General features: G+C 72.3%; 27 protein-coding genes. 14 read left to right on the top strand and 13 right to left on the bottom strand.

What is annotated here, in order from left to right:
- Positions 1-63: 63 nt before the first annotated feature.
- From WMF19_RS14000 to WMF19_RS13990, 3 genes are read right to left on the bottom strand one after another with little or no spacing between them, the layout of a single operon-like run.
- Positions 64-609 carry a hypothetical protein gene (locus WMF19_RS14000; RefSeq protein ID WP_437899573.1) on the bottom strand — a complete coding sequence of 182 codons (546 nt, stop codon included), beginning with the start codon at positions 607-609 and terminating at the stop codon, positions 64-66.
- Complete coding sequence (locus tag WMF19_RS13995; RefSeq protein ID WP_437329091.1) at positions 599-1141, bottom strand: RNA polymerase sigma factor; 543 nt, start codon at positions 1139-1141, stop codon at positions 599-601. Before WMF19_RS13995 ends, WMF19_RS14000 begins: the two co-directional genes overlap by 11 nt.
- 13 nt (positions 1142-1154) lie before the next feature.
- Entirely contained in the window at positions 1155-1286 is a 132-nt protein-coding gene (locus WMF19_RS13990) for a hypothetical protein (RefSeq protein WP_272103173.1), read from the bottom strand.
- A 235-nt stretch (positions 1287-1521) separates the two neighbouring features.
- On the opposite strand from WMF19_RS13990, the gene WMF19_RS13985 reads away from it, so the two are divergent.
- Positions 1522-3012: a L,D-transpeptidase gene (locus WMF19_RS13985; protein ID WP_437899572.1), complete on the top strand. Its 1491-nt coding sequence runs from the start codon at positions 1522-1524 to the stop codon at positions 3010-3012.
- Positions 3013-3061: 49 nt separating this feature from the next.
- Here the strand turns inward: WMF19_RS13985 and WMF19_RS13980 are convergent, their stop codons facing one another.
- Positions 3062-3937 (bottom strand): STAS domain-containing protein, encoded by an 876-nt coding sequence (locus WMF19_RS13980; RefSeq protein ID WP_437899571.1) that lies wholly within the window; start codon positions 3935-3937, stop codon positions 3062-3064.
- 154 nt (positions 3938-4091) lie between these two features.
- Here WMF19_RS13980 and WMF19_RS13975 point away from each other — a divergent pair, with 154 nt between their 5' ends.
- From WMF19_RS13975 to WMF19_RS13955, 5 genes are all read left to right on the top strand, one after another.
- On the top strand, positions 4092-4781 hold the full coding sequence (locus tag WMF19_RS13975) for an NUDIX hydrolase (protein ID WP_272103170.1): 690 nt from the start codon (positions 4092-4094) through the stop codon (positions 4779-4781).
- Positions 4782-5056: 275 nt separating this feature from the next.
- Positions 5057-5917, top strand: a complete 861-nt coding sequence (locus WMF19_RS13970) for a protein phosphatase 2C domain-containing protein (protein WP_437899570.1) — start codon at positions 5057-5059, stop codon at positions 5915-5917.
- A 143-nt stretch (positions 5918-6060) separates the two neighbouring features.
- Positions 6061-8001 carry a hypothetical protein gene (locus WMF19_RS13965; protein ID WP_437899569.1) on the top strand — a complete coding sequence of 647 codons (1941 nt, stop codon included), beginning with the start codon at positions 6061-6063 and terminating at the stop codon, positions 7999-8001.
- Positions 8002-8057: 56 nt separating this feature from the next.
- Positions 8058-9104, top strand: a complete 1047-nt coding sequence (locus WMF19_RS13960; protein WP_272103169.1) for a nicotinamidase — start codon at positions 8058-8060, stop codon at positions 9102-9104.
- 14 nt (positions 9105-9118) lie between these two features.
- A complete protein-coding gene (locus tag WMF19_RS13955) occupies positions 9119-9943 on the top strand; it encodes a hypothetical protein (RefSeq protein WP_437899568.1) in 825 nt (274 codons plus the stop codon).
- 84 nt (positions 9944-10027) lie between these two features.
- Here WMF19_RS13955 and WMF19_RS13950 read toward each other — a convergent pair whose 3' ends face one another.
- Positions 10028-10996, bottom strand: a complete 969-nt coding sequence (locus WMF19_RS13950; RefSeq protein ID WP_437899567.1) for a hypothetical protein — start codon at positions 10994-10996, stop codon at positions 10028-10030.
- A 137-nt stretch (positions 10997-11133) separates the two neighbouring features.
- On the opposite strand from WMF19_RS13950, the gene WMF19_RS13945 reads away from it, so the two are divergent.
- The 3 genes from WMF19_RS13945 to WMF19_RS13935 all read left to right on the top strand — a co-directional run bounded on the left by WMF19_RS13945 (position 11134) and on the right by WMF19_RS13935 (position 14503).
- Positions 11134-12753 carry a D-arabinono-1,4-lactone oxidase gene (locus WMF19_RS13945; protein ID WP_437901627.1) on the top strand — a complete coding sequence of 540 codons (1620 nt, stop codon included), beginning with the start codon at positions 11134-11136 and terminating at the stop codon, positions 12751-12753.
- A 168-nt stretch (positions 12754-12921) separates the two neighbouring features.
- The gene (locus WMF19_RS13940) at positions 12922-13467 is read left to right on the top strand and encodes an NUDIX hydrolase (RefSeq protein WP_437899566.1); all 546 of its coding nucleotides are present in this window, start codon (positions 12922-12924) and stop codon (positions 13465-13467) included.
- 82 nt (positions 13468-13549) lie between these two features.
- Positions 13550-14503, top strand: a complete 954-nt coding sequence (locus tag WMF19_RS13935; RefSeq protein ID WP_437899565.1) for a Uma2 family endonuclease — start codon at positions 13550-13552, stop codon at positions 14501-14503.
- A gap of 54 nt (positions 14504-14557) precedes the next feature.
- Here WMF19_RS13935 and arfB read toward each other — a convergent pair whose 3' ends face one another.
- On the bottom strand, positions 14558-14989 hold the full coding sequence (gene arfB, locus WMF19_RS13930; protein WP_272103163.1) for an alternative ribosome rescue aminoacyl-tRNA hydrolase ArfB: 432 nt from the start codon (positions 14987-14989) through the stop codon (positions 14558-14560).
- A gap of 135 nt (positions 14990-15124) precedes the next feature.
- Here arfB and WMF19_RS13925 point away from each other — a divergent pair, with 135 nt between their 5' ends.
- A complete protein-coding gene (locus WMF19_RS13925) occupies positions 15125-16684 on the top strand; it encodes an SLC13 family permease (protein WP_437899564.1) in 1560 nt (519 codons plus the stop codon).
- 84 nt (positions 16685-16768) lie between these two features.
- Here the strand turns inward: WMF19_RS13925 and WMF19_RS13920 are convergent, their stop codons facing one another.
- From WMF19_RS13920 to WMF19_RS13900, 5 genes are all read right to left on the bottom strand, one after another.
- The gene (locus WMF19_RS13920; RefSeq protein WP_272103161.1) at positions 16769-17173 is read right to left on the bottom strand and encodes a hypothetical protein; all 405 of its coding nucleotides are present in this window, start codon (positions 17171-17173) and stop codon (positions 16769-16771) included.
- A gap of 225 nt (positions 17174-17398) precedes the next feature.
- A complete protein-coding gene (locus tag WMF19_RS13915; protein WP_437899563.1) occupies positions 17399-18217 on the bottom strand; it encodes an SRPBCC family protein in 819 nt (272 codons plus the stop codon).
- The gene (locus WMF19_RS13910; protein ID WP_437899561.1) at positions 18208-18822 is read right to left on the bottom strand and encodes an ArsR/SmtB family transcription factor; all 615 of its coding nucleotides are present in this window, start codon (positions 18820-18822) and stop codon (positions 18208-18210) included. Before WMF19_RS13910 ends, WMF19_RS13915 begins: the two co-directional genes overlap by 10 nt.
- Before the next feature lie 112 nt (positions 18823-18934).
- On the bottom strand, positions 18935-19759 hold the full coding sequence (locus WMF19_RS13905) for an N-formylglutamate amidohydrolase (protein WP_437899560.1): 825 nt from the start codon (positions 19757-19759) through the stop codon (positions 18935-18937).
- Positions 19760-19849: 90 nt separating this feature from the next.
- A complete protein-coding gene (locus WMF19_RS13900) occupies positions 19850-20386 on the bottom strand; it encodes an RNA polymerase sigma factor (protein WP_437899559.1) in 537 nt (178 codons plus the stop codon).
- A gap of 100 nt (positions 20387-20486) precedes the next feature.
- Here WMF19_RS13900 and WMF19_RS13895 point away from each other — a divergent pair, with 100 nt between their 5' ends.
- Positions 20487-20858, top strand: a complete 372-nt coding sequence (locus tag WMF19_RS13895) for a thioredoxin family protein (RefSeq protein WP_437899558.1) — start codon at positions 20487-20489, stop codon at positions 20856-20858.
- An 89-nt stretch (positions 20859-20947) separates the two neighbouring features.
- Here WMF19_RS13895 and WMF19_RS13890 read toward each other — a convergent pair whose 3' ends face one another.
- The gene (locus WMF19_RS13890; RefSeq protein WP_437899557.1) at positions 20948-21358 is read right to left on the bottom strand and encodes a hypothetical protein; all 411 of its coding nucleotides are present in this window, start codon (positions 21356-21358) and stop codon (positions 20948-20950) included.
- A gap of 271 nt (positions 21359-21629) precedes the next feature.
- On the opposite strand from WMF19_RS13890, the gene rarD reads away from it, so the two are divergent.
- The 3 genes from rarD to WMF19_RS13875 all read left to right on the top strand — a co-directional run bounded on the left by rarD (position 21630) and on the right by WMF19_RS13875 (position 25103).
- Positions 21630-22640 (top strand): EamA family transporter RarD, encoded by a 1011-nt coding sequence (gene rarD / locus WMF19_RS13885; protein WP_437899556.1) that lies wholly within the window; start codon positions 21630-21632, stop codon positions 22638-22640.
- Positions 22637-23728: a TauD/TfdA family dioxygenase gene (locus tag WMF19_RS13880; RefSeq protein WP_437899555.1), complete on the top strand. Its 1092-nt coding sequence runs from the start codon at positions 22637-22639 to the stop codon at positions 23726-23728. Before rarD ends, WMF19_RS13880 begins: the two co-directional genes overlap by 4 nt.
- A 307-nt stretch (positions 23729-24035) precedes the next feature.
- Positions 24036-25103, top strand: coding sequence for a lysylphosphatidylglycerol synthase domain-containing protein (locus WMF19_RS13875; protein WP_437899554.1), 1068 nt, complete (start codon positions 24036-24038; stop codon positions 25101-25103).
- 49 nt (positions 25104-25152) lie between these two features.
- On the opposite strand, the gene WMF19_RS13870 is transcribed toward WMF19_RS13875, so the two are convergent.
- Complete coding sequence (locus WMF19_RS13870) at positions 25153-25452, bottom strand: hypothetical protein (RefSeq protein WP_437899553.1); 300 nt, start codon at positions 25450-25452, stop codon at positions 25153-25155.
- Positions 25453-25692 lie beyond the last annotated feature (240 nt).

The raw sequence follows: 25692 nt of genomic DNA, 5'->3' as shown, positions 1-25692 counted from the left end.
TCCGGTGCGCTGAGCACCGAAAACGCCGACGTGGGCCCGTATCCGAAGCGGGTGACCGTCGCTCTAGCGCGCAGGGCGGAGGGCGAGCGACGCGGTGCCGGTGAGCAGCCCCGCCGCGAGGGCGACAACGCCGCCGAAGCCGACGCAGGCGCAGCCGAGCGCGCCCGTCAGGGCGGCGACGCCGCACGCCGAGGCCCACGACGCCCCGAGCCGCTCCGAGCGGCGCAGCACCCGCGAGAGCAGCACGCCGGCGGCGACCCCGCCCGCCAGGCATGCGGGGACGCAGACGGATACGCACCCTTCCGGCGTGCACAGGTGACCGTAGACGCGCGCCGCGTGCGCCGCTGCGAAGGGTACGAGCCCCGCCGCGACACCCGGGAGCACGCCTCGCCCGAGGTGCTGCCCGCGCCACGAGAGCAGCGCCGCCGCGACGTAGAGCGCCGCGCCGAGGATCGCGGTGGTGACCGGACGGTCGCTCATCAGCGCCGCCACGAGCGCCACGGCGATCGTGGGTGTCGCTGCCCAGGCGGCCCTCCTCGCCCTCCCCCGCTCGTACGCGCGATAGGCCCTCTCCTTCAGGCTCAGGCCGGCGAGCGCCTCACGTTCCATAGATCCTCCTCCACGCCTCCCGCAGGCGAGCAAATGCGCGCTCGCGGCGCTTGCGGAGCGCCGCGCCCGACACCGAAGGATCGCGCTCGCCCTCCAGCAGGGTCGCCCTCAACGTCTCGCGATCCGCCTCGGCCAGCGTGCCGAGCACCTCGCGCGCAGCGTCGTCCAGATCCCTGGCGATCGCCGCGTCCTCCGGCGTCGGCGCGTCCGCCGCGATCGACGGGACATGCTCGTCCGGCGCCTCCCTCGACCGGGAACGCCGCCGCCGCGTCGTGCGGCACTCCCACGTCGCGATGGCGAGCGCCCAGGTCAGCGCGTCTCCGTCGGGATCGAACGAGCTGGCGCGGTCGAACACCTTCAAGAGCGCCTGCTGGGCCGCGTCCTCCGCGTCCGCTCCGCCCCCGAGCATGCGGCGGCAGAACGCGCCGATCGCCGGCCAGAGCGCGGCGTAGACAGGATCGAACGCCGCGCGATCGCCGTCGGCGAGGCGCCTCATCGACGCGTTGAGCAGCGATCGCGCGCGCGGTTCCAAGGGCGCTGGGTCCTCAGCCGCAGGGGCAGTCCGGACACGGGCAATCCGCGCACGGACAGCCGCCCTTGAGCTGCGTCCCAGCATAGGCCACCGCCGGGATTCCGAGGACGGCCGCGATCAGGGTCACCTTGAGCCAACGACGCATGGGATCTCTCCTTGTCTTCTCTGGCCGGCTGTCCTCGCCGACCTTCCTCGGCTCTAGGCGCGAGCGGGGCGAGCGTGACACCCGCAGCCATCGAAATCCGGCGCCCCGGTGCCATCGCCGCAGATCGCCGCACGAGCGACGACCTCCTCTCCGCTCGCGTCGCGGCGCGAGCGCCTTCGTCCAGCCTGGCACGTCGTTCCGACGGCCGGGCTCGACGTGCTAGGGTCTCGTGCCTATGCCTGGCCGCTCGTGGTTCGTTGCCCTCGGCGCCCTCTGGCTCGGGTGCACGCCGTCGCGGCAAGACGCCGGCTCGCGCGCCGACGCGGCCTCGAGCGCGGGCGTGGCGGTCGCGGAGCCCTCGCCCGCCCCGCGCCCCGCCGCGCCGGAGCCGCCGCCGGAGGCGCTGGCCGCCTCGACCTCGTCTTCGCCGGTCCTGGAGGTGGAGGCGGCGCGGGCGCGATCCGCGCGCGTGTACTCGAGGGGCCGCGAGGTGTGGATCCGGTCCGCGCCGCGGCCCAAGGCCCAGTGGATCGGCATGCTCTCGATCGGCGGCTCGGTCCGCCTGAAGAGCGTCGAGCCCATCCGCGGCGCCGACGGCTGCCCGGCGTTCTACGCCGTGGAGCCGCGCGGTTACGTGTGCGTCGACGGCGAGCGCGCCACCCTGGACACCGCCGATCCCGTACGCCAGGCGCTGATCCCCCATGCCCCGCTCGCCGATCGGCCGCTCCCGTACCGCTACGGCGAGTCGCTCGGCCTCAAGCGCCTCCTGCGCGTGGACGGCTTCGACGCGCCGGCGTGGCCCGAGGGGATCCACGATCTGCGGCACATGCAGGTCCGCCCGCGCTCGTCGGTCGCCTGGACCGAGGAGGTCGAGGCCGGCGGGACGACATGGCTCTGGGCCTCGGATCTGACGTTCGTACCGAAGGACAAGGTCAAGCCGTACGAGCCCACCACCTTCGAGGGGGTGTACCTCGGCGCCGAGGCGCGCCTGCCGATGGCCTTCTTTCGCCGCAAGGCGCGCCCGAAGCACCGCCTCACGGAGGGAGGCCAGCCCGCGAAGACGGACGCCGTGTGGGACCGCCTCGCCCGGGTCGGGCTGACGGGCCGATCGAAGCGGGTCGGCGAGCTGACGTACCTCGAGACCCGGGACGACGGGCACTGGGTGCTCGAGCGAGACGCGGTGGTCGTCCGGCCGCGGAGGGCGCGGAACCCGTGGGGCCGCCCGATCCAGCTCGGCGGCGAGCCGCCCTCGGCGCCGGCCGATGGCCCCAGGAACACGTGGGTCGAGATCGCCGCCCTCGACGGCTGGCTCATCGCCTACGAGGACGACCGCCCCGTGTTCGCGACCCTCATCTCGGCCGGGCGCAACGGGGCCGAGGAGCCGGAGAAGGTCGAGCCGTTCGTGCCGCCTTCCACGACCCCGCTCGGCCAGTACAGCATCGGCCGCAAATGGGTGACGAAGACGCTCATCACGCCTCACGTCGACGCGGACGACTGGATCGAGGCGGAGGTGCCGTGGAGCCAGCATTTCTTCAGCAAGTACCTCCTTCACGCGGCCTACTGGCACGACCGCTGGGGCGAAGGGCAGAGCGGCGGGTGCGTGAACCTCTCGCCGGGCGACGCGAAATGGCTCTTCCACTGGACCGAGCCCTCCGTGCCCGATGAGTGGTACGCGGTGCAGGCCACGCGCGACGACCCGTCCACGCGCGTCGTGATCCATCGCTGAGCCGCCGCCCGGCGCGGAGGCGCGCCTCGCGCGCGGCTGCCGGAGCCCGCTATTTCGCCGGCGCGCTGCCCGCCGCGGCTCGCTCGACCCCCTCGCCCGCCGCGGCCATGCGCCGCATGCAGAGCTTGAGTCCGGCGCGGAGGTTGCCGACGGTCGTGACGCCGGAGAGGTCGAGTCCGAGCGCGATCATCGTCTGCGCCACGTTCGCCCGGATCCCCGTGATGATCCCCTCCGCGCCGAGGAGCCGGATGGCCTTGATCATCTCGATGAGGTACCCGGCGGTCTGCGTGTCGACCGCGTCGACGCCGGTGAGATCGAGGATCGCGTACCGCGCGTCCTTGTTCACGATCGCCGAGAGCAGGTTGTCCATCGCCTCGGAGATCCTCAGGCTGTCCACCACGCCCACCATCGGGAGGGTCAGCACCTTGTCCCAGACCTCGATGATGGGCGTCGAGAGATCGCGGATGACCTCCTGCTGCGTCTCGATGAGCTCGATCTTCGCCCGGAGCTCCTGCTCACGCCGCTTCGCCGCGGAGCCGTCCAGGCTGAGGGTGATCATGCCGTCGGGCTCCCCGTTGCCGTCGCGCACGGGGACGTGCCATGACTCCCAGGAGGCGCCGTACGCGTCGTAGACGTTGTATGCGCCTTTGCCGGCGAGCGCCTGCCGGTTGGTCTCCAGGGTCGCCGGGTCGTTCGCGAAGAGCTCGAGCACGTTCGCTCCCAGGAACTGCCCCGGCTTCACGCCGACGGCCTCGAGCCCCTTGCCGTCGTGAAACGTGAAGACGCCCGCGCGGTCGTACCTGCACACGGTGATCGGAATGTGGTCGAGGATCGCGCGGAGGAGCAAATGCGCCTCACGGAGCTTCGCCTCGAGCTCCTCCCGCGTCTCCGCCCCCGCCGCGCTCGACTCCGCGTCCCCCTTCATGGGAGCCTTCTACCGCGCACGCGCGCTGGCCGTCGAGGGGCTGTCGGTCGGTCGATGACGTTTCCCCCGCGCCGAGGAGCCGAGCCCTGCGGCGCGGGTTGACATGGTGTCCGATTGACACCAACATTCATGTGCAAATTACACGGAGAGTTGAATGTCCGTCTCCTACGAGCACCCGCGGCCGGCGCTGACGGTGGATTGTGTCGTGTTCGGCCTCGATGAGGCGGATCTCAAGGTCCTCCTCATCCGGCGGGAGCTCGATCCGTTCCGCGGCAGGTGGGCGCTCCCGGGCGGGTTCGTGCGCGTCGAGGAGGCGCTCGACGACGCCGCGCGGCGGGAGCTCGCGGAGGAGACGGGGCTCTCCGGCGTGTTCCTGGAGCAGCTCTACACGTTCGGCGCCCTCGGGCGCGACCCGCGCGAGCGCGTGGTCTCGGTGGCGTACTACGCGCTGGTGAAGCTCGGGGATCACCGGGTCAAGGCAGCGACCGACGCGCGCGAGGCGGCGTGGTTCGCGGTGGACGACACCCCGGCGCTCGCCTTCGATCACGACGAGATCCTCGCGGTCGCGCTGGAGCGGCTCAAGGGCAAGGTGCGATACCGGCCGATCGGGTTCGAGCTCCTGCCGCCGAAGTTCACGCTGTCGCAGCTCCAGCGGCTCTACGAGGCGATCCTCGAGCGCCCCCTCGACAAGCGCAATTTCCGGAAGAAGGCGCTCGGCACCGGGCTGCTCGTGGAGCTCGACGAGGTCGAGCAGGACGTCGCGCACCGCGCGGCGCGGCTCTACCGGTTCGACCGCCGGAAGTACGAGCGGCTCGAGAAGGACGGCTTCAGCTTCGAGATCTGAAGCGGGCGCCGGCTCGCGTGTCGGCGACGCGCTCGAACGCCTCCGGAAGCGCGGCCGGAACGCCGGCGACCGGGTTGACAATGTGTACCACGAACACTAAGCTTGGTGTGCAAGATACACGAACGATCGGGCGCTCGCCTGGCGCGGGCGCTTACGGTCGGCGTTGACCGCCGAGCGGACGATGGAGCTCCGGCGCCGGGAGGACCGCGCGCCCCGGCCTCCGTCTGCCCGGGTCCGGCCGCAGCGCGCCCTCGCCGGGCGCAGAAGGGAACTCCATGCTACGGGACGTCGCTTTCTTGGCGGACATGGGAGGGGGCTCGGCCTTCGAGGTCGCCGGAGGGACGGTGACCGGGACCGATCACCTCGCCGTGGGGCGGCCCAACCAGGACGCCTACGCCTTCCGGGCCGAGGGCGGCTCTCTCGTCGCCGTGGTCTGCGACGGCTGCGGCAGCGGCGCCCGCAGCGAGGTGGGTGCGGCGCTCGGGGCGCGGATCGTGACCGAGCAGGTGCTCGGCGCGCTCCGGAGCGGCGGAGACCTCGAGTCGCCCGCGACGTGGGAAGACGTGCGGCGCGGGGCGCTCGCGCCGCTCCGCGCTGTGGCCGCCGGCATGGGCGGCAGCTTCGCCGAGGTCGTGTCGACCTTCTTCCTCTTCACCGTGGTCGGCCTCGCGATCTCCGGCGACAGGGCATGCGCGTTCTCGCTCGGCGACGGCCTCATCGCGCTCGGCGACGAGCTCCTGCGGCTCGGCCCCTTCCCGAGGGACGAGCCCCCCTACCTCGCGTATGGCCTGCTCGATCGGCCGCCCGGCGGCGAGGCGCCGCGCTTCACCGTGCACCGCGCCTTCCCGTCGAGCGCGCTCCAGACTGCCCTGCTCGGGACCGACGGCGCGATCGATCTGCCGGAGTCGTCGTCACGGCAGATCCCGGGGGGCGGCGAGGTCGGCCCGCTGTCGAGGTTCTGGGAGGACGACCGGTATTTCCGGAACCCCGACGCGGTGAGGCGGCGGCTCGCGCTCATCAACCGATCCGTGGCGCGGCCCGTATGGAAAGAAGAGCGGATGGAGCGCGAGGGCGGGCTGCTCCGCGACGACACGACGGTGATCGTCGTGCGGAGGGCGCAAGGCGCCCGCGATTGAGGCGCGGCCCTGCGCGGAGGCGCAGGAGTCGCGGAGGGAAACGACAGGGCGTCTGCGCTCGATTGCGCTCGATTGCGCTCGATTGCGCTCGATTGCGCTCGATTGCGCTTGATTGCGTTCGATTGCGTCCGGAGGAGGCAACGGTGGACGTGGTTCTCGGTTCAAAGCGGGTTCGGCTCGACCCTCGGTCCTCGATCGGCAAAGGCGGGGAGGCCGACGTGTTCGACCTCGGCGACGGCCGCGCGCTCAAGGTCTGGAAGACGCCCGATCACCCGGATTATGCCGGGCAGGACGCCGAGCAGCGCGCCGCCCAGGCCCGCATCGAGCGCCACCAGGACAAGCTGCGCGCGTTCCCGCCGGCCCTGCCCGATCAGGTGATCGCGCCCCTCGAGCTCGCGACCGACAGGAGCAGGAAGCGCATCGTGGGCTACGCCATGCGCCTCGTGCGCGGCGCCGAGCCGCTCCTGCGCTACGGCGAGCCGTCGATGCGCCACGGCGGGCTGTCGTCGGCCGCGGTCTCCGAGGTGCTCGCGCGGCTCCACCGGGCCGTCGCGGCGATCCACGACCGGGGCGTCGTGATCGGCGACTTCAACGATCTCAACGTGCTCGTCGCCGGCGGCGAGGTGTTCGTCATCGACGCCGACAGCTTCCAGTTCGGCCCGTACCTCTGCCAGGTGTTCACCGAGCGCTTCGTCGATCCGCTGCTCTGCGACCCTTCCCTCCCTCGGCCGCTCCTGTCGAGGCCGTATTCGCAGGAGTCCGACTGGTACGCGTTCGCCGTGATGGTCATGCAGAGCCTGCTCTGCGTGGGGCCTTATGGCGGCGTCTTCCGGCCGCGGTCCGCGTCGGCGCGGGTGCCCGAGAGCGCGAGGCCGCTCCGCCGCATCACCGTGTTCGACCGCGAGGTGCGGTATCCGAAGCCGGCCATCCCGTACCGCGTCCTGCCGGACGATCTCCTGGACGCGCTCTACCGCATCTTCGTCGAGGACCGGCGCGGCGTGTTCCCTCGCCGGCTGCTCGACGCCCTCGCCTGGACGAGGTGCCCTTCGTGCGGCGTCGAGCACGCGCGCCCGGCCTGCCCGGCCTGCGCCGGCGCCGCGCCGGCCGCCGTGAAGGAGTCGACGGTCGTCCACGGCGAGGTGCTGGCGACGCGGATCCTGAGCACGCGCGGGGTGATCCTGGCCGCGGCCCTCGGCCCGGGCGGGCTCTCGTATCTCGTGAACGAGGGCGGCCGCTTCCTGCGGGAGGATCGGTCCGTCGTGATGTCCGGCGCGCCGCACCCCGCGACGCGCTTCGCGGTGCACGGGAGAGCCACGTTGATCGGCCGGGGCGGCGATCTCGTGGTGCTCTCGCCGGGGGCCGCGCCCGAGCGGATCCAGGTGGACTGCGTCGGGACGAGGCCGATCTTCGACGTGAACGCGCGCGCCCGGTACTGGACGCGCGGCGGGCAGCTCCTGCGCAGCGGGAGGCCGGACGCCGCCGCGCTCTCGGGCGAGGCGGACGCCGTCCCGATGGGCGAGGTCCTCGCCGGGCAAACGCTGTTCTGGGTGGGCCAGAGCTTCGGGCTCGGCTTCTACCGCGCCGGGAACGTCTCGATAGCGTTCGTCTTCGACGCCGAGCGGCCCGGCCTCAAGGACACGGTCAAGCTGCCTTTCCCAGGCGGCAAGCTCACCGCGGCGACCTGCGTCTTCGACGCCGGCCCGAGCTCTCCGTCCCACGAGGGCCGCGGGCGCCCCCGCGCCGGGCGCGCATGGCTGTTCCTCGCCGCCGAGCAGGCCGGCCGGACCGTGCATCGGTGCGTCGTCGTGAGCGAGGACGGCGCGGTCGAGGCGGTCGCCGACGGCGACGGGGAAGGCGGCTCGTGGCTCGGCGCGCTGACCGGCAAGTGCGCGGCTTCCGGGTTCCTGCTCTCGGCGACCGACAGCGGCGTCGTCCGCGTCGAGGTCCGCGGGGGCGCGCTCGTCGAGACGCGGCAGTTCCCCGGCACCGAGCCGTTCGTCACCCAGGCTTCCCGGCTGCTCGTCGGGCCAGAGGGCCTGTTCGTCGTCGACGCACAGGCGATCACGTTGCTTCGCATCTCGTGAATCCACGCTGAGCTGACGGCCCGCGCTCGCGGGCCGATCGAGAGGAGAGAGAGACCATGAAATCGACAGAGCTCCCCCTGCCCGCCTTCTATGACGCCAAGAACGCCGAGCGGTGGGGCTACCACCCCAATGAAGAGGCGCTGCACGGCGCCGCCGCCGCGTGGCGGAAGGCGCATGGCGTGAAGCCGTCGGCCGCGGACGCGCAGAACGTCCACGTCCTGCTCATCGACGTCCAGAAGGACTTCTGCTTCCCGCAGGGCTCGCTCTACGTCGCCGGCAGGAGCGGCACGGGCGCGGTCGACGACAGCCGCCGCATCGCGGAGTTCATCTACAGGAACCTCGCGTCCATCACGAACATCACGGTCACGATGGACACCCACTTCGCTTACCAGATCTTCTTCCCGGCCTTCTGGGTGGATCGCGAGGACCGCCCGCTGACCGCGCACCGCGAGATCACGACGGCGCAGATCGACGCCGGGGAGGTGCGGCCGAACCCCGCGGTGGCGAAGTGGCTCTGCGGCGGGAGCTACCCGTGGCTCATGAAGCAGGTCCGGTATTACTGCGAGGAGCTCGAGAAGGCAGGGAAATACAAGCTCTACCTGTGGCCGCCGCACTGCATCCTCGGGAGCGACGGCCACGCGCTCGCGGGCGTCGTGCACGAGGCGCGGATGTTCCACGCGTTCGCGCGCGGGGTGCAGTCGTGGGTCGAGGTCAAGGGCGGCAACCCGCTCACCGAGAACTACTCGGTGATGCAGCCCGAGGTGCTGACGCGGCACGACGGCCAGCCGCTCGCGCAGCGGAGCACGGGCTTCCTGAGGACGCTGCTCCACGCCGACGCGGTGATCATCGCCGGCCAGGCCGCGAGCCACTGCGTCCGCAGCTCGATCGAGGACATCTTGACGGAGATCGCGCTCACCGACCGCGCGCTCGCCAAGAAGATCTACGTGATGACCGACTGCATGTCGCCGGTCACCGTGCCCGACGGCAAGGGGGGCTTCGCCGTCGATTTCACCGCCGAGGCGGACAAGGCGCTGGCCCGCTTCGCCGCCGCCGGGATGAACCTCGTGAAGAGCACCGACCCGATTCCGTGTCTGGGCGCATGACCGTGGAGGATCCGATGAGCAAGAACAAGGAGAACGACAGCGGAGCGAGCCAGGGTGGCTCGCTCGACATCGAGCAGCTCTTCGAGGCAGCGCGGGACGACGGCGCGCTCTCGCCCGAGGCGATGCAGGCGCTGCACATCACCGACCTGGGCGCGCAGATCCAGGCCGGGTTCGGCGTGCAGGTGGACGACGTCGCGTCGTCGGAGGTGGTGCTGGTCACGGTGATGCCCGACGACTCGGGCTCGATCAAATTCGCCGGCAACGCCCCGTCGGTGAGGGACGGGCACAACCTGGTCGTGGGCGCCCTCGCCGACTCCAGGCAGCGCGACTCCATTCTGGCGCACAACCGTTACCTGAACGGAGCGGTGCTGTATCCGTACTGCCCGATCGCCCAGGCCGTGAAGATGGACACGAAGAACTACGATCCCATGCTCGGCACGCCCCTCTACGATCAGACGGTGGTATTGCTCGGAACGGTGATCGCGAAGGCGCAGGAGTTCGCGCTGAGCGGCGTCCCGGCGCGCACCGTCACGCTGATCATCTCGGACGGCGCCGACGCGGGCTCGACGTGGGCCAAGGCCAAGGACGTGTGCGCCCTCGTCCGTGACATGCGGCGGGCCGAGGCCCACATCGTGGCGGCGATCGGCATCGACGACGGAAACACCGATTTCCGCGCCATCTTTCGCGACATGGGGATCGAGGACCGCTGGATCCTGACGCCGAAGAGCGACGCGGCGGACGTCCGCAAGGCGTTCGCGCTGTTCTCTCAGTCGGCGGTGCGCGCCAGCCAGGGCGGCGCGTCGTTCTCGAAGACGGCCGCCGGCGGCTTCGGAGGGTGAAGCGCGCACCCCGGGCTCGCCGCACGCCCCCTGCGCCGCGGCGAGCCCTCCACACCTCCCGGCGGATCCAGCGGAGGACCCGGATCAGGCCGCGGCCTCCCAGGGGACGACACCGTAACGGCGGCGCAGCTCGTCGAGATCCACCGCCATGTCGGCCCAGAAGTCCCAGTCGTCCATCAGGTCGACGCTCATCTTCGTTCCGCGAACGAACGATCGCACGAGCTCGTCGGCGAGCCCGGGCGTCGCGAGCATCCCCTGCTGCGACGGCGCCAGCACGGTGAGCTGGATGCCCTGCTGGAGCTGCACCAGCAGGAACACGAGGATACCGAACGGGTTCTCGCGGCGATACCCCGCCTGAAACGCGATCGTCATCGCCTCTCCGCGCAGGTCGGTGCCGTAACCGGCGAGGATGTGGCTCAGATCGTGGGTGAGCACGCCCTCGGGCACGCCGCGCTTCTCGCCGGGGAACGAGAAGCCGTTCTCTCGATAGAAGGTGAAGAGCGCCTTGCCGAGGGTGCCCTCTCTGTACGCCTCGAGCGAGCGGTAGCGCGCAGCGACTGGCTCGTTCTCCAGGACGCCCGCGAAGCTCGCGACGTTCCTTGCGAGCCCGTAGAGGCCGCCCTCATCGAGCATGCGCCGCATGTTCTTGCCGAGCAGCGAGCTCCGGCTGATGTCGATGCGCAGCAGGAGCAGCCGCCGCTCGTAGAGGTGGTGGAGCTGGCGGACCGCTTGCGGCCGCGCCCCGAGCGCCGCGGCGAAGCGCTCGACCTCGAGCAACTCGCGCTCCTCGACGCGCTCGCCGCACAGGGTCATGGCGCAGAGACCGTTGACGAGCTGCTCGCGCAGCGGAGGGTCCTCGACGGCGCGCGCGAGCTCCTCGGGCGCTATCGGGGCGAGCGCGTCGATGTCGAAGTCGGTGTGGAGGAGGTGCCGCTGCACCGCGCCCATCGCGTCGCGCCGCGACCCGTCGAGGGGGCCGGCCGAGGTAAGGACGACCTTGATGGCACGCAGGCCCGCGTGCGCCTGTTCTTGGCTCGGGATGAGGTAGGTCATGCCGGAGAGGATGATGCCGAGCGCGCGTCCCGTCCTTGACCGGCGACGCCAATGTCTTGACCGAGCGCGCCGCCTGGCCGAGGAGCGGGGTCCGCGGCGGCTCGACGCCGCGCGCGCTCGGCACGGAGCCACCTGCCATGCGCTGCGCGAACAGCGTCCGGGACATAGCTCATCTCGATCTCCGCTGTGCCCAAGGTTCTCGCTGGCCGGCCACTCACCATTCAACTATTTGCGGGTGGGTGAGCCCGAGGGCGTCTCGCGGAGGTCTCATGCAGCCGAGATTCGTTGAAGGACACCAGAAACGTCTCGAAAACATCAAGATTCCGAGCGCGATCACGCAGGGCATCAGAAGGTTCTTCGCAACGTCCAATGCGCTTCGTCCGGATGGAACCTGGCGGAACTGGGGAGCCAACCATCGGTGCAAACCCGAGAGCTTCCATGAGCCCGGGTCGATCGACGAGCTCGTGGCGATCGTCGACGGCGCGCGGGCCAGGTCGAAGAAGATCCGGATCGTCGGCGCGGGACATTCCTGGTCCGACATCGTGTGCACGGACGAATGGATGGTCAGCCTCGCGCGCATCAACAAGCTGATCGAGCTCGATCGGAAGAACAAGACCGTCACCGTCCAGGCAGGGATGCGCGTCGCGGACCTCATCGATCACCTCGACGCCGCCGGCCTCGCGCTCGTCAACCTGGGAGAGGTCGACGCGCAGCACATCGGAGGCGTCATCGCGACCGCGACGCACGGCTCCGGAAGCACCGGGTCGTTCTCCAGCGCCGTGCTCTCCGCGAAGCTCTTGCTGTCGTCTGGCAAGGTCATCGAGATATCCAGCGCGCGCAACGCACAGTACCTCGATGCGGTCAGGACCAACCTTGGCTGCCTCGGGATCGTGGTCGAGGCGACGATCGCGGTCCGCGAGTCGTTCAACGTGCTGAAGCACCAGAAGGTCTTCGAGACGAAGGCGGCGATCGCGAACGCCCCCCGCTTTCTCTCGCTCTCCGACCCGTACGCGATGAACAAGGTGTTCTTCTTCCCGTACGGCAGGCAGCACATCTACGCCGCGAAGGCGGAGGAGCTGTCGGAGCCGTCCCTCTGGGACAGGCTGCGCAACCCGGTCCTCGCCGTGGGCGACAGGCTCACGTTGAGCGTCTTGATGAACGCCGCGCGGCTGGTCCCGATCGACCTGAAGCCGCGCTTTTTGAAGGCGGCGCTGGCCGCGGTGAGCACGAGCTCCTACCAGGTCGGAAAATCGTACGATCTCCTGCTCTTCGCTCACGATCCTCGCTTCAAGGTCGTCGCTGGCCACATCGAGTCCGAGATCGCGATCCCGATCGAGGGCCTGGGGCCGGCGATCGCCTCGCTGTTCGAGCTCATGGAGCGGAGGACGTTCAAGATCAACGGGTACATCCTGGCGCGGACGGTCACCAAAGAGACGGCGTGGATGAGCCCCGCCTACGGTCGCGACTCGGTGTTCCTGACCTTCGCGCACTTCCCTTCCGAGGCGGAAGATTGGAAGGCGATCTTCGCCGAGGTCGAAGCCTTCATGATCGAGCGCCATCAAGGCCGGCCGCACTGGGGGAAGATCAATTTCACGAATCGAGAGTACGCAGAGAAGGCATATCCTCGGTACGCCGACTTCGCCGGCATCCGGAAGGAGCTGGACCCGATCGGCATGTTCGCAAACGACTTCATCCGGCGGCACTTCACCGTCGCGAGCGAGGCCGTTCCCATGAGCGCCCGGCCGGCCCCCCTCTGAGCGAGGGCGCCGGGGCCCCAGACGGGCTCATGCGACAGGGGCCCTCGCTCGCGCCCTCTTGATGTCGGCTGTCGCGCCTGGTAGCCGTGCTCGCCGTGCGGCCGTCCGCGCTCCTCGCCCCTCCGAGCGGCGGCGCCGGAGCGGTCGCGGCTCCGAGGTGGGTTGGTCATGACGGTCGTGCGGTGGAAGGCATTGGAGCGGCGCGTGGTCCAGCACTCGCCGTGGAGGAGGATCGAGGACGTCACCTTCGAGCTGCCGGACGGGCAGGTCCGCACGTTCTCGCTCAAGAAGGAGGGGCGAGTCGTCTGCGTCCTGGCCATCTCCCGCGAGAAGAGGGTGATCCTGGCGCGCCAGTACAGGCCGGGGCCCGATCGGATCCTCGACGAGCTCCCGGGCGGCGGCGTCGAGCCAGGCGAGGCCCCGGAGGAGGCGGCGGCGCGGGAGCTTCGCGAGGAGACAGGGTATGTCGCCGGGCGGCTCGTGCCGCTCGGCCGCCCGCTGGAGTGCGCTTACTCGACCATCGAACGACACGCGTTCCTGGCGGTCGATTGCGTGCGCGACGGGGCGCAAGCGCTGGATGAGACGGAGTTCATCGACGTGGTCGAGAAGCCGATCGAGGACTTCGTGCAGCAGCTCAGGGAGGGCGCCTGCACCGACCCGGAGGTCGGGTGGATGGGGCTTTACGAGCTGGGCTGTCTGAGGGCGAGCGCCTGAGCCTCGTCGCGGGGCTGCGGCGGAAGCGCGCACGCCGGCGCCGCGATGCCCGCCGGTCGCTGGCTGCGCTATGGTGGAGCTCATGCGCAGGCACGACCACGTCCTCCTCGCTCCCGGTGCCGGCGCCTCCGGTCGCACGGTCCACGCGCCTCCGGCCGGCAGGGCGCGCCCGCACGTGCCGCACGTGGACGACCGGCTGGCGCCGCCCGAGACGCGGGTGGAGTATCTCCACGGCGGCGAGGTCTACGCCGCCCCGGCCGATCCGCCGCACGCGACGCAGCATTTCGATCTGACCTACGTCCTCGGCGCCCATGTCGCCGAGGGCTACCGGGGCGCCGTGGACATGCTGACCCGGACCGACCTCGGCAGCGATTATGCGGCCGACGCCAGCATCTTCGCGCAGAAGCCCGACCGCGCGGGCCGCCGGCGGCTGGAGGAGCTGGCGTTCGAGGTCAGCGACAAGCAGGCCCTCGCCGTTCCGACCACCAAGGCGCGCCTGCTGATCGCCCGCGGCCTGCGGCGGGTGTTCTGCATCCTGGTGAAGCAGCGCCGGGTGATGGAGTGGTCGCGCGAGACCGACGGCTGGCGCCCGCTGCCCAAGGATGCGGTCATCGAGGATCCCTGCCTCGTGCGCCCGCTGCCGATCCAGGCGCTCCTCGAGGCCGCGTCCTCGGACGACGCCGTGGCCCGCGCGCTGCTCGACAAGCGCGTGCCCGCGCTCGAGGCAGCGCTCGCGGAGGGCGAGGCGCGCGGTGAAGCCCGCGGCGAGGCGCGCGGTGAAGCGCGTGGTGAAGCCCGCGGCGAGGCGCGCGGTGAAGCCCGCGGCGAGGCGCGCGGTGAAGCCCGCGGCGAGATCAGGATGGCGCAGGAGGCCATCCTCACGGTGCTGAAGTCGCGCGGGATCACCACGCCGGCCGAGATGGCCCGCGCGATCGCCGGCTGCGAGGATCTGAGCAAGCTGCGGCGATGGCTCACCCGCGCGGCGACCGCGACGACCGCCGCCGAGGTCGTCGCCGGCTCCCGGCGCAAGCGCTGAGCGAGGGCCGGCGCGGGCGCGCGCGCTGGGCGCCCTCCCCCGCGCCCCGCCCCGTCACTCGTGATCGCCCCCGCCACGGCGCACGTGCTTCTTCTCGCCCGTGCGCCGCTTCTCGTCGAGCCGCCGCGCCTTCGACGCGCGCGTCGGCCGCGTCGGCCTTCGCCGCACCGGCACCTCGAGCGCGCGCAGGATCAGCGCGCGCAGCTTCTCGCGCGCGTCGTCCAGGTTGCGCAGCTGGTCGCGGGTCAGCTGGCTCACGATGAACAGCCGCCCCTCGGCGTCGAGCCGGCCGCGCGCCAGCTCGCGCAGCCTCGCCTTGGCGTCATCGGCGAGCTCCGGCCACGCGCCAAAGTCGAAGCGCAGCTCCACCTTGGAGGCGACCTTGTTGACGTTCTGACCGCCGGGCCCCGACGCGCGCACGGCGCTCCAGCTGAGGAGCGCGGCCGGGGCGGTCAGCGCATCGTTGACGACGAGGGGATCGGACACGGCGGCTCTCCTGCCCTGCGGGCGGCGCGCGCGCCGTGCGGAGCGCCTGACGCCTAGCACGCGCGCGCCGCGCCCGCCGCGCTGCGCGCAGGGCGCGCTCTGCCGGGGAGGAGGCGCGTGTGCGATAGAGTCGCCATGCAGTGCCCCCCCGATCCCACCGCCGCGCCGCCGGGCGCCCCTCACCGAGGCCGACCGCCGCCTGCGCGGCTCAGCCTGCTGCGCTGCCTCGGCGTCGCTTCCGGTCCAGCCGCCGCCCTCGCGATCGCGCTCGTCCCGAGCGGGCTCCACGCCGTCCCCGGCTTTGGCCACCGCCCTGCGTACGCGGCCGCGGTCGCTGCGTGGATGGCGCTGTGGTGGCTCTTCGAGGTGCTGCCCGTCGCGCTCACCGCCTGCTTGCCCCTCGTGCTCTTCCCGCTGCTCGGCGTCTTCGGCCGCGGGCTCGCGGGCGACGCCGCCCGCGCCGCCGCGCCGTTCGTCGACGCGTACATCTTCCTCTTCCTCGGCGGCATGGCGATCGGCGCCGCCATGGAGCAGTGGAGCCTTCACCGCCGGGTGGCGCTCCACATCATGCGGGCGGTCGGCACGGACCCGAAGCGGCTCCTGCTCGGCATGCTGGTCGCGACGAGCGCCATCTCGCTCTGGATCTCCAACACCGCGACCGCCGTGATGATGGTCCCGATCGGGCTCGCCCTGCTCGCGCAGCTGGAGTCGGCCGCCGGGGGGCGCAGGCTCACGCACTACGGGACGGCGATCATGCTGGCGGTGGCCTATGCCTCCAACGTCGGCGGGATCGGCACGAAGATCGGCACCGGCACGAACTCCATCTTCTGCGGCTTCCTCGCCGACAAGCTGGGCCACGACCTCGGTTTTCTTCGGTACATGGCGATCGCCCTGCCGTTCGTGGTCCTCTTCGTCCCGCTGCTCTGGCTCGCCCTGTGGCGCGTGGGCAAGCGGGACGGGCTCGGCCCCGGCCACGCGCGCGACGCGCTCGACCGCGAGCTCGCGGCCATGGGCCCGATGAGCCGCGGCGAGAAGACCGTCGCCGCCATCTTCGCAGCGGCCAGCGCGCTCTGGATCCTCGGCGATCCGCTGCGCGCCGCGCTCGCGCCCCCTCTCCAGGCCGCGCTCAGGGGCCTCGGCGCCTCGCTCGGCTCGGGCGCCGCGGCCGGATTCAAGGTGCAGGGCAAGCACTACGAGGCGACCGTGGCCGTCCTGGCGGCGCTCGGCCTGCTCGCCCTGCGCGCCCTCTCCCTCGCCTCCCTGCGCCGGATGCCCTGGGGCACGCTCGCCTTGCTCGGCGGCAGCTTCGCGATGGCGGCCGGCATCGAGGGCGGCGGGCTCTCGGCGTGGATGGCCGCGAAGCTCGCGGTCGTCGCCGAGGCGCCGCTGCTCGCGCAGCTCGGGCTCGCCAGCGCCGGCACGATCGCCCTGTCGGCGCTGGCCTCCAACACCGCCACGGTGAACGTGGCGCTCAACGTGCTCCCGCAGGACCTCGGCGTGCTGTTCGCGGCCACGATCGCCGCGTCCTGCGACTTCATGCTGCCGGCGGGCACGCCGCCCAACGCCATCGTGTTCGGCAGCGGGTACGTGCGGCTCCCGGTGATGATCCGGACAGGCTTCCTGCTCGACGTGGCCGCCGCCGCGCTCATCACGGTCTACGTGTACGGCTACGCGCGGCACCTCATCGGCGGCTGAGCGCAGGGGCGCAGCGGCGTCCCGCGCGCCGTCGCCGGCCTGGTCGCTCCCGTCTCGCTGCCGGGGCCGGCGTCCGGGCGCGGCTCAGGAGACCTTGCGCCGCGCCGACTCCCACCCGCGCCGCACGGCGCTCTTGGCCTCGTCCCAGGTTCGCCCGCTCTTGAGGTCGTTCCACTCCTCCTTGAGCTTGCTCTCGACCCGATCGTCCCAGTCGGTGTGATCGCTGTAATGGCTCGCCGCGCCCCAGCCGTAGCGCAGCCCCGGCTCGACCTGGTTCCAGTCGGTGTTCGGCGCGTAGCGCGGCGGGATCGGCTGCTTGCCGAGCGCCTGCTTCACCGTATCGCCGACGTCCTGATTGAGCTCCTGCCCCTTGGTGTCGGTGAAGTCCGCCTTGGTCTGCTCCCAGTCGCGGCGCAGCGCCTCCTTCACGCGATCCCAGCCGGACGTCTTGTGATCATCCCACCACCTCGGATTGACTGCGTGGTTCATCGGTACCTCCATCGACTCCGTTGAACGAGCGCCGGCGCGAGGGCCGATCGCTGCGGTGAGCCTGGCGATACACGAACGGTGCCGCCCCGAGCATTTGCCGGAAACCGCCTTGAATCGGGCTGTTCGCAGCGACGTGTGCGGTCCCGGACTGACCCTCTCCGCCGCCCCAGGCGGAGGCTCGCCTGCGTCAGGCCGCCACACATGAGACAAGGTGCCTCGGAGGTGTCAGCCGGGCGGGCGCACCGGAAAGCGCTCGGCCATCCACGCCTGCCACGCGGGCTCGTCGCGCGCCGCCGCGGCGGGCGCCCTGTCGCCGTACAGGTACAGCCGGATCGGCAGGAAGATCTGCCCGGCCATGGGAAGGGCGAACAGGTGGGCGATGCCCGGCGCCGGCTCCTCGAGCCGGAGGAGCAGCTCCGGGTGCTCGCTCGGACCGACGCGCTCGACCACCCCGGCGAACGGCGGCGCGCCGGCGGCGGAGCTCACCCGCTGGCCCTCCGCGGCGCCGGCGAGCCCGAGCGGGCCGATCAGCGCGTCCCATGTCGCGGATCGAGGCTCGGATCCGGCGCCCATCAGCTGGAACGCCGCGCAGGGCTGGCCGCGGAAATGCGACAGATAGAGCCGAAGGATGCGGAAGAAGGCCGCCCAGCCGTGCATGTGGCCCTCGAACTGGTTGTCCCAGTCGTCCGTGCTCGCGAACCAGCTGTGCACCACGCGCACGACGCACGTCCCGCCGGACCGCGCCTCCACGATCCACTCCGTGGCCACCTTGGGGCCGCCTGGTCCCATGTCCTCCGGGGCCTCGGCGGAGAACCGGCGAGGCGGCTCCCAGGCCGTGATGGTCGCGACCGCATCCATGCTCGTGCCCGGGCCGAAGTGAGAGACGGTCGTGCCGCCTTCGCGCTCCTCGACCTCGCTCGGCACGAACCACGACGAGATCCCGGGCCCGGTCGCGATGGCGCTCCACACCTCTTCGGGGCTGCCGGGGACCTCGACTTCGGCCTCGACGCTGCGACGGCCGGACGCGTCTTTTCTCACGGGCATGATGACTCCTTTCGTGGTGCTTCGTTCGGTGCGGGGGTGGGGTGAGCGACGATCACCAGGCGGTGCGATCGCCCGCCTGGCGCCGAATCATCGTGGTAGCGCGCGACGAGCGCCGTCACCGCGCGGGTGAGCTCGCCGGTGAAGGCGGCGCGCTCCGCCGGGGAACGGAAGCGGACCTCGGCGTCGATCGACAGCGACGCGAGGCGCTTGTCGGCCTCCCGCGACCGCCGGAGGAGATCGCTGACCTCGCGCACGACGCGCGCGCCCACGGCGATGAGGTAGGTCGCGGAGAGGCGGTCCGAGGCGCGCTCCGGGTCTGCGGCGACAGGCCCGAGCGCGCCGGGCGACACGACGTAGGAAGCCGCGCTCGCGACCAGCAGGCGCTCCGTCAGCCCACCCCATTTGCGCGTCCCGGCCATGCGCACGAGCCCGTGCGCCTCGAGGGCGCGCAGGTGGTAGTTGATCTTCTGGCGCGCGATCCCGAGGCGCGTGGCCAGCGTCGCGGCGGAGGCGGGCGCCGAGAGCTCCGAGAGCAGCCGGCTCCTGACAGGCTCGAGCGCCGCCGCAGCCGCGGCCGGATCCTCGATGACGTCGACGTCGAGCACACCCCCGTGGGTATCATTGACAGTTTTTTTTGTCAATGACTGCAGGCCGTACTTTCCCCGCCACGGCGAGGGGCGCGATCCCCTCGCCGTCGGGCGCCGAGCCCCGCCTACGTCACCCGCCGGCGGCGGCGTCCGGGGGGAGAGCGTTCAGATCGCCACTTGCCTCGATGGCCCGGTAGATCGTCGCGAGGCGCTGCGCCCAGACCTCCACGCCCTCGTCGCTGATCAGGCCGTCCTGGCGGATCTCGAGGAGCACGCAGGGCAGGCCGCGGGCCTCGCCGTGCGTGGGGATCCCGTAGTCGCCGCCCTCGGTCACGCGGTAGGGCTCGTTGTCGCCGACGCAGAGCCCAGGCTCGCGCCGCAGCGCCTCGAGGAACGGCGCCGCGAGCCTGCGGTCGCGCCCGTAGAGGACGGCCGCGTGCCACGGCCGCTCCTGACCGGGCATCGCGGGCGTGAAGCTGTGGATGCTGAGGATCGCGGTGCGCTTCCGGCGTTCCCGCCGCGCGTCGAGGAGCGCGGTGATCGCATGGTGGTAGGGCCAGAAGCACGCGTCGGCGCGGGCGCCGGCCTCCGCGGCGTCGATGGCGTTGCCGGGGATGGGCACGCCGCAGCTGATCTCGGGGATGGACGTCGGCGAGCCCAGCGGCCGGTTGCAGTCGATGACGAGCCGCGAGTAGCCGGAGAGCACGAGCGGCGCGTCGAGGAGCGCGGACATGCGGCGCGAGAGGCGCGCCGCGCCGATGTCCCAGCCGGTGTGCTCGCGGAGCGCCTCGTGCTGCCTGCCCAGCTCGGGGAGGCTCCTCGGAACCGCGTTGGACGCGTGGTCGCAGAGCAGGACCGCGCTGGACGGGCCCTCGGGGTTCACCACCTCGAACGCGGGCGGCTCATCGGGCGCGAGGAGGCGCAGGGCTGGCGAAGCGGACGAAGAAGAGCTCATGACGTCTCGGCCAAGACATAGCAGACACCGGCGCGCCCGCGCCGCGCGCGCCCTCGCGAGGGCGCGCGGCGGCACGCGCGGCGCGCGGGCTCAGTGCGGCGACGTCATGCACGCGCGCAGCGCGAGCTTGGCCCGGTGCAGGAGCACCGCGACGTGGCCGGCCGAGATGCCCAGCGCGCGCGCCACGTCCTCTCCGGGTTGCTCCTCGAGCATGCGCAGCGTCACGACGGCCTTCTGGATCTCGCAGAGCTCCTCGACGCACGCGCGCAGACGGACGTGCTCCTCGGCCCGCGCGATCGCCTCGTCGGTCGCCGGCGCGTCCCCCACGGCCTCCGGGTGCGCGTCCACGTCGTCGTGCGGCCGGGCGCGGAAGTGACGGCGGCGCCGGTTGCGCGCGGCGTTCCGCACCGTCCCGGCGAGCACGCCCCCCCACGCGCCGACGTCCTCCGGGAGCGCGCCCCGCTGCGCGAGCGTGAGCAGCGTGCAGAGGCCCTCCTGCACGCAGTCGACAGCGTCTTCCGGCGTCACCCCCTCCGCGCGCGCCAGCGCCGCGAGCGCCGTACGCTCGGAACGCACAAGGTGCGACACATGGTTCAGGATGTCGTCCGCGTCCTTGATGGCGTCCATGGTCCAGGAGGTCAGGTGTCGAGCTGCGCCCACATTACAACGGGCGACGGCTGTAATGGATGCCGCCCTCGAGACCTGCCAGGGCATGGAGGTTCACGCCATGTCCACGAATCCTGTCCGCGAGATCGATGAGGCGAGCTTCGACGCCGAGGTGCTGGAGGCCGGGGTGCCCGTCCTCGTCGAGCTCACCGCGCAGTGGTGCCCCCCGTGCCGCGCCCTCGCGCCCATCCTGCACAAGCTGGCGGAGGAAGGCGCGGGGCGCCTGAAGGTGGTGGCGGTCGACGGCGATCGGTGCCCGGCGATCGCCCGCCGCCTCGGCATCCGCGCGTTTCCGACCGTCGTCGCGTTCGCCGGGGGCAAGGAGCTGGCCCGTCACGTGGGGCTGACCACGAAGGACAAGCTCCTCCGGCTGATCGAAGGGAGCGGGCTCCCCGGCGGGACGGGGAGGGACCGGGCGCCCTCGCCGCCCTGAGGGCGGCGCGATCGGGCTCCTCCGCCGGCGTGCGGCAGAGATCGGCGCGCGGAGCTCCTACGCGCGCCGATCTCGGGCTCGCCCGTGGCCTATCGTCGTGGCCTCTCGTGACGCCGGTGCGGTTCGCGCTGCCCCTCGGCCGGGAAGGTGACCTTGCGCGTCGTCGCCTCGGACGCGGAGACATCGAACGGCCCCACCGGCAGCGGCTCGCTGACCGCCTTACCGTTCTCATCGACGAGCGAGATCGTCCCGACATACTTGTCGGCGGCGACCTGCACGCTCGCGTCGAATCGATCGCACGGGACCACCTGCCGCGTGACCTCGTTGTTCTTCGTGTTGATGAGGACCAGCTCGACCGCTTGCGCGCCGCGCGCCTTGCACTGCGCGGCGTCGGTCTTGTCCCCGATGGACCACTGGACGGTGGCGAACCCCATGTCTTCAGGGTGCGCGCCTCCAGGCTCCGTCTCGCCGGTCGTATTTTGTGTGCACGCGACCATCATCACTGCACATAGCCCTGCCAGACCGTAGACACTTCGCATACCTACCTCGCTGTGCTCGGTGCGGACTCCAGCGCCGCGCCCCGCGTCCAGCAACGCGAATGCCATGCGGCCTCGCGGCGGGCCTGCGAGCCCGGCTCTCTCGGGCAGGGCTTGAAATGGCCGAGCAGGTTCGCCATGTTCGCCGTCCGATCGAACGCGAGCGGCGCCCCGCAGCGGCGGCGCCGGGCGACGGGCGGCGTCGAGCGACGCCCGCCGAGGAAGCACGACCCCGATGCGCACGCCCGAAGATCCTCGCGACAGCCCCCGGGAGGCCGCGTGGGGCGTCGCCTACGGGATCGCGGCCTACAGCTCCTGGGGCGTCGTCCCCGTCTTCTGGAAGCAGCTCCGTCACGTCGGCGCGGTCGAGCTCCTGGCCCATCGCACCGTGTGGAGCCTGCTCTCGTTCGTGGCGCTCACGCTGGCTGCAGGGCAGGGCCGCGCGCTCGGCGCGGCCCTGCGCGACCGGCGCGTCGTCGCGGCGATGGCGGTGACCGGCGCGCTCGTGTCGGCGAACTGGGTCCTCTTCATCTACGCCGTCGCGGTGGGGCGCGTGCTCGACGCCAGCCTCGGCTACTTCATCAACCCGCTGCTCAGCGTGCTCCTCGGCATGCTCTTCCTGCGCGAGCGGCTGCGGCCCGCCCAGTGGCTCGCGCTCGGCCTCGCCGCCTCGGGCGTCGTGTACCTGGCGGTGCGCGCCGGCTCGATCCCCTGGATCGCCCTGGGCCTGGCCGGCTCGTTCGCGGTGTACGGCCTGCTGCGGAAGGTCGTCGCCGTCGGCTCGCTCCCCGGCTCCACCCTGGAGACGTCGTTCATCGCCCCGCTCGGCGCGGCCTACCTGGCCGCCCTCCACGCCGAGGGCGCCGGCGCCGCGGGCCACGCCGATCTGCGGACCCACGTCCTCCTCGCCGCGACGGGCATCATCACGGCCCTGCCGCTCGTCTGGTTCACGAACGCGGCGCGCCGCCTGTCGCTGACCACCGTCGGCTTCCTCCAGTACCTCGCGCCGAGCGGCCAGTTCCTGCTGGCCGTGCTCGTCTATGGCGAGCCGTTCACCGCGGCCCAGGCCGTGAGCTTCGCCTGCATCTGGACCGGGCTCGCGGTGTTCAGCGCCGACGCCGTGCTGCGCGCGCGCAGCGCACGAAGGGACGAGCGCCCCCTGAGCGCACGGCAGACGAGACAGGAAGAATCTGAGCCACCGAAATGCCAGGGGCGTCAGGCGAGAGGAGCCGAGGCCAGACGATGAGCTCCGAAGAGACCGCACCGAGCACCGACCTCTCGCAGATCCCGGCGCAGATCCCCGGCCCCGCGGCCTGGTACGGGCCCGCGATGGCGCAGAGCGACGGCTGGATCGAGAACATCACCCAGGCGGAGCTCGAGGAGGTCGAGGCCGCGGTCCGCCGCTTCGCCGAGGCGGGCGAAGACCCGGCGCACCTCGGCAGCGAGGCCTTCCCGCTGCCATCGCTCGCGGCGCGCCTCCGCCGCGTGCTCGCGGAGGTGCTCGACGGCCGCGGCTTCGTTCTGCTCCGCGGGCTGCGCGGCCCGTGGCTCGACCGCGGCGACCTCCGCGCGGCAGCGATCGCGTTCCTCGGCATCGGCAGCCACCTTGGGAGCGCGCGCTCGCAGAACGCGCGAGGGCACGTCCTCGGTCACGTGAAGGACCTCGGCCTGTCGAGCCAGGATCCGAGCGTGCGCATCTACCAGACGCGCGAGCGGCAGACCTTCCACACCGACTCGTGCGACGTCGTGGCGCTGCTCTGCCTCCGGACCGCGAGGGCAGGCGGGCTCTCGGCGCTCGTCAGCTCGGTCACGCTGTACAACGAGATGCGGCGGGCGCGCCCGGACCTGGCGGAGGCGCTGTTCGCGCCGATCGAGACCGATCGCCGGAGCGAGGTGCCGGCGGGCGAGCGGCCCTACTTCCGCATCCCGGTGCTGAGCTGGCACGCGGGGCTCCTGTCCGCCATCTACCAGCGGCAGTACATCGAGTCGGCCCGGCGCTTTCCCGACGTCCCGCCGCTCACCGCGCGGCAGATCGAGGCGCTCGACCTGTTCGACGCCCTCGCCAACGACCCCGCGCTCCACATGACCATGGAGCTCCGCCCGGGCGACATCCAGCTCGTGCACAACCACGCGCTGCTCCACGATCGCACGGCCTTCGAGGACTGGCCCGAGCCGGATCGCAAGCGGCACCTGCTCCGCCTCTGGCTCGCTCCGCCCGGGGCGCGGCCGCTGCCGCCGGTGTTCCGCGAGCGCTACGGCTCGCTGACCCCCGGCGACCGCGGGGGCATCGTCGTGCCCGGCACGCGGCTCCACGTCCCGCTCGATCCGGCGTGAGCGGCCGCGCCCGCGAGCGCCAGGCGCTCACCGCGGCTCGTCCGGCGGTCCCCACTGAGCTCCTGCTCGCCGAGGAGCTCGACACTCACCGCCGCGTGCGCGCGCTGCATGCCCATGGCGCGCGCTCCGCGAGGCAGCCCACCGCCGCGTGCGCGCGCTGCATGCCATGGCGCGCGCTCCGCGAGGCAGCTCACCGCCGCGTGCGCGCGCTGCATGCCATGGCGCGCGCTCCGCGAGGCAGCTCACCGCCGCGTGCGCGCGCTGCACCCACACGGCACCGGCACGCTCCTCGCAGCACCCCCTTCCCATGGCTCCCTTGCCTCCGGCCCGAGCGGCAGAGGAATGCGCCGGCGGCGATCCCGGGCCCGCGCCCAGCGGCGGGGCGCGCGTCCATGCCCCTCCGCCCGCCGCCCCGGACGCGCCCGCCGCCCGCCGCGCGCGGCGAAAGGCGCTGCTCCACGCGGCGCTCGGCGGCCTCGGCCTGGCCGCCCTGGCCGCGCTCATCCGCCACGTCGGCGCGGCGGAGATGCTCGCCGCGGTGACCCGCGCCGCGCCGTTCGTGCCTTTCCTGATCGCGCTGGAGGCGGCGCGCATCGGCTGCGAAACGCTCGCGACCGGCGTGCTCTGCGCGCCGCGGCGCGTCCCGATTGCAGAGCTCCTTCGCATCCACGTCGTCACCTACCCCGTCATCACGCTGATGCCGGCCGGCCGCCCCGCGGGCGAGGCGGTCAAGGCCGCGCTGCTCTCCCCCCACGTCGGCGCCGCGCACGCAGCCGCGATCGCCACGACGAACCAATCGCTCACGCTCCTGTGCTCGGCCCCGCTGTCGCTCCTCGCGGCCATCGCCCTCTTCCACATCGGCGGCGGCACCTCCCCGCTCGCCCTCGGCGTGCTCGCGCACGCCGCCCTCCTGGTCGCGAGCGGCCTCGGCATCGCCTTCGCCGCGCGGCAGCGCGCCGCCTCGGCGTGGATCACCCGGCGGTTCGCCCGGGCCGGCCAGCTCGCCGCCGCCTTCCAGGAGGCCGTCCACGAGCGGCCGCCGGTCCCGGCCTGGCCGTTCGTCGCCTGCCTCGCGGGCCGCGCGCTCCAGGCAGTGCAGTACGGCGTGCTGCTCGCCGTCGTCGGCGCCGAGAGCGGCCCCCTCCGCGCGCTCGCCGCGTACGGCGTGGGCGCCGCCGGCACGGCGGCCGGCGACCTCATCCCGGGCCAGGTCGGCGCCACGGATGGGGCCTTCGCGCTCGCCGCCTCGCTGCTCGGCCTCACCGAGAGCTCCGCCATCGCGATCTCGCTGCTCGTCCACCTCCTCCAGGCGGCCTTCGCGCTCGCAGGGATCGCCGCCGCGCTCGTGTGGCGCCGCAGCCCTCCGGCGCCCTGAGCCGAGCTCGGCTGGGGCCGGGGGAGTCGCGCGTGCCTTCGGCGTGCGCTCAGCCGCGCTCGCGCTTCAGGCGCTCCAGCTCAGCCAGGGCCTCGGCCAGCCGCCGCTCGGCCTCGTCGGCGCGCTGCCGCTCCGCATCGAGGCGGCGTCGCTCTTCATCGAAGCGGCGCCGCTCTTCGTCGAGGCTCATCTCGGTCTCCGAGATGCGCGCCTTGGAGATCTCGAACTTCGACGGGAGCGTGTCGAGGACGCGCTGCCGTTCCTCCGGCGTCATGCGGTCCCAGAGCTCCTGCGGAGGGGCCCGCGGATCGTCGGGATCGATCACCCAGGACGTCGGCGCGCGCTGCATGGCCTGAGCATAGCGAGCCCGCGCACGCGCCACCACGGCACGCGCCCGGCCCGGCACCCGCTCCGGCTCGGCCCGTCGGGGGCGTTCCTGGACCGCGCCGAGCAGCGCCGCCTCTCCCGCTCGCGCTGCTGGCGCCTCAGGCCGTGCCGAGCAGCGCCGCGCTCCCTGCGCGCGGCCTTGCGCCCGGCGGGGTCCGCACCCCCGCTTGCGCTCTGCACTGCGTCCCGGGAGGGGTCCGGC

It is taken from the genome of Sorangium sp. So ce124, assembly GCF_051525235.1.
Classification (GTDB): domain Bacteria; phylum Myxococcota_A; class Polyangia; order Polyangiales; family Polyangiaceae; genus Sorangium; species Sorangium atrum.
This window is presented reverse-complemented; position numbering and strand designations above follow the sequence as displayed.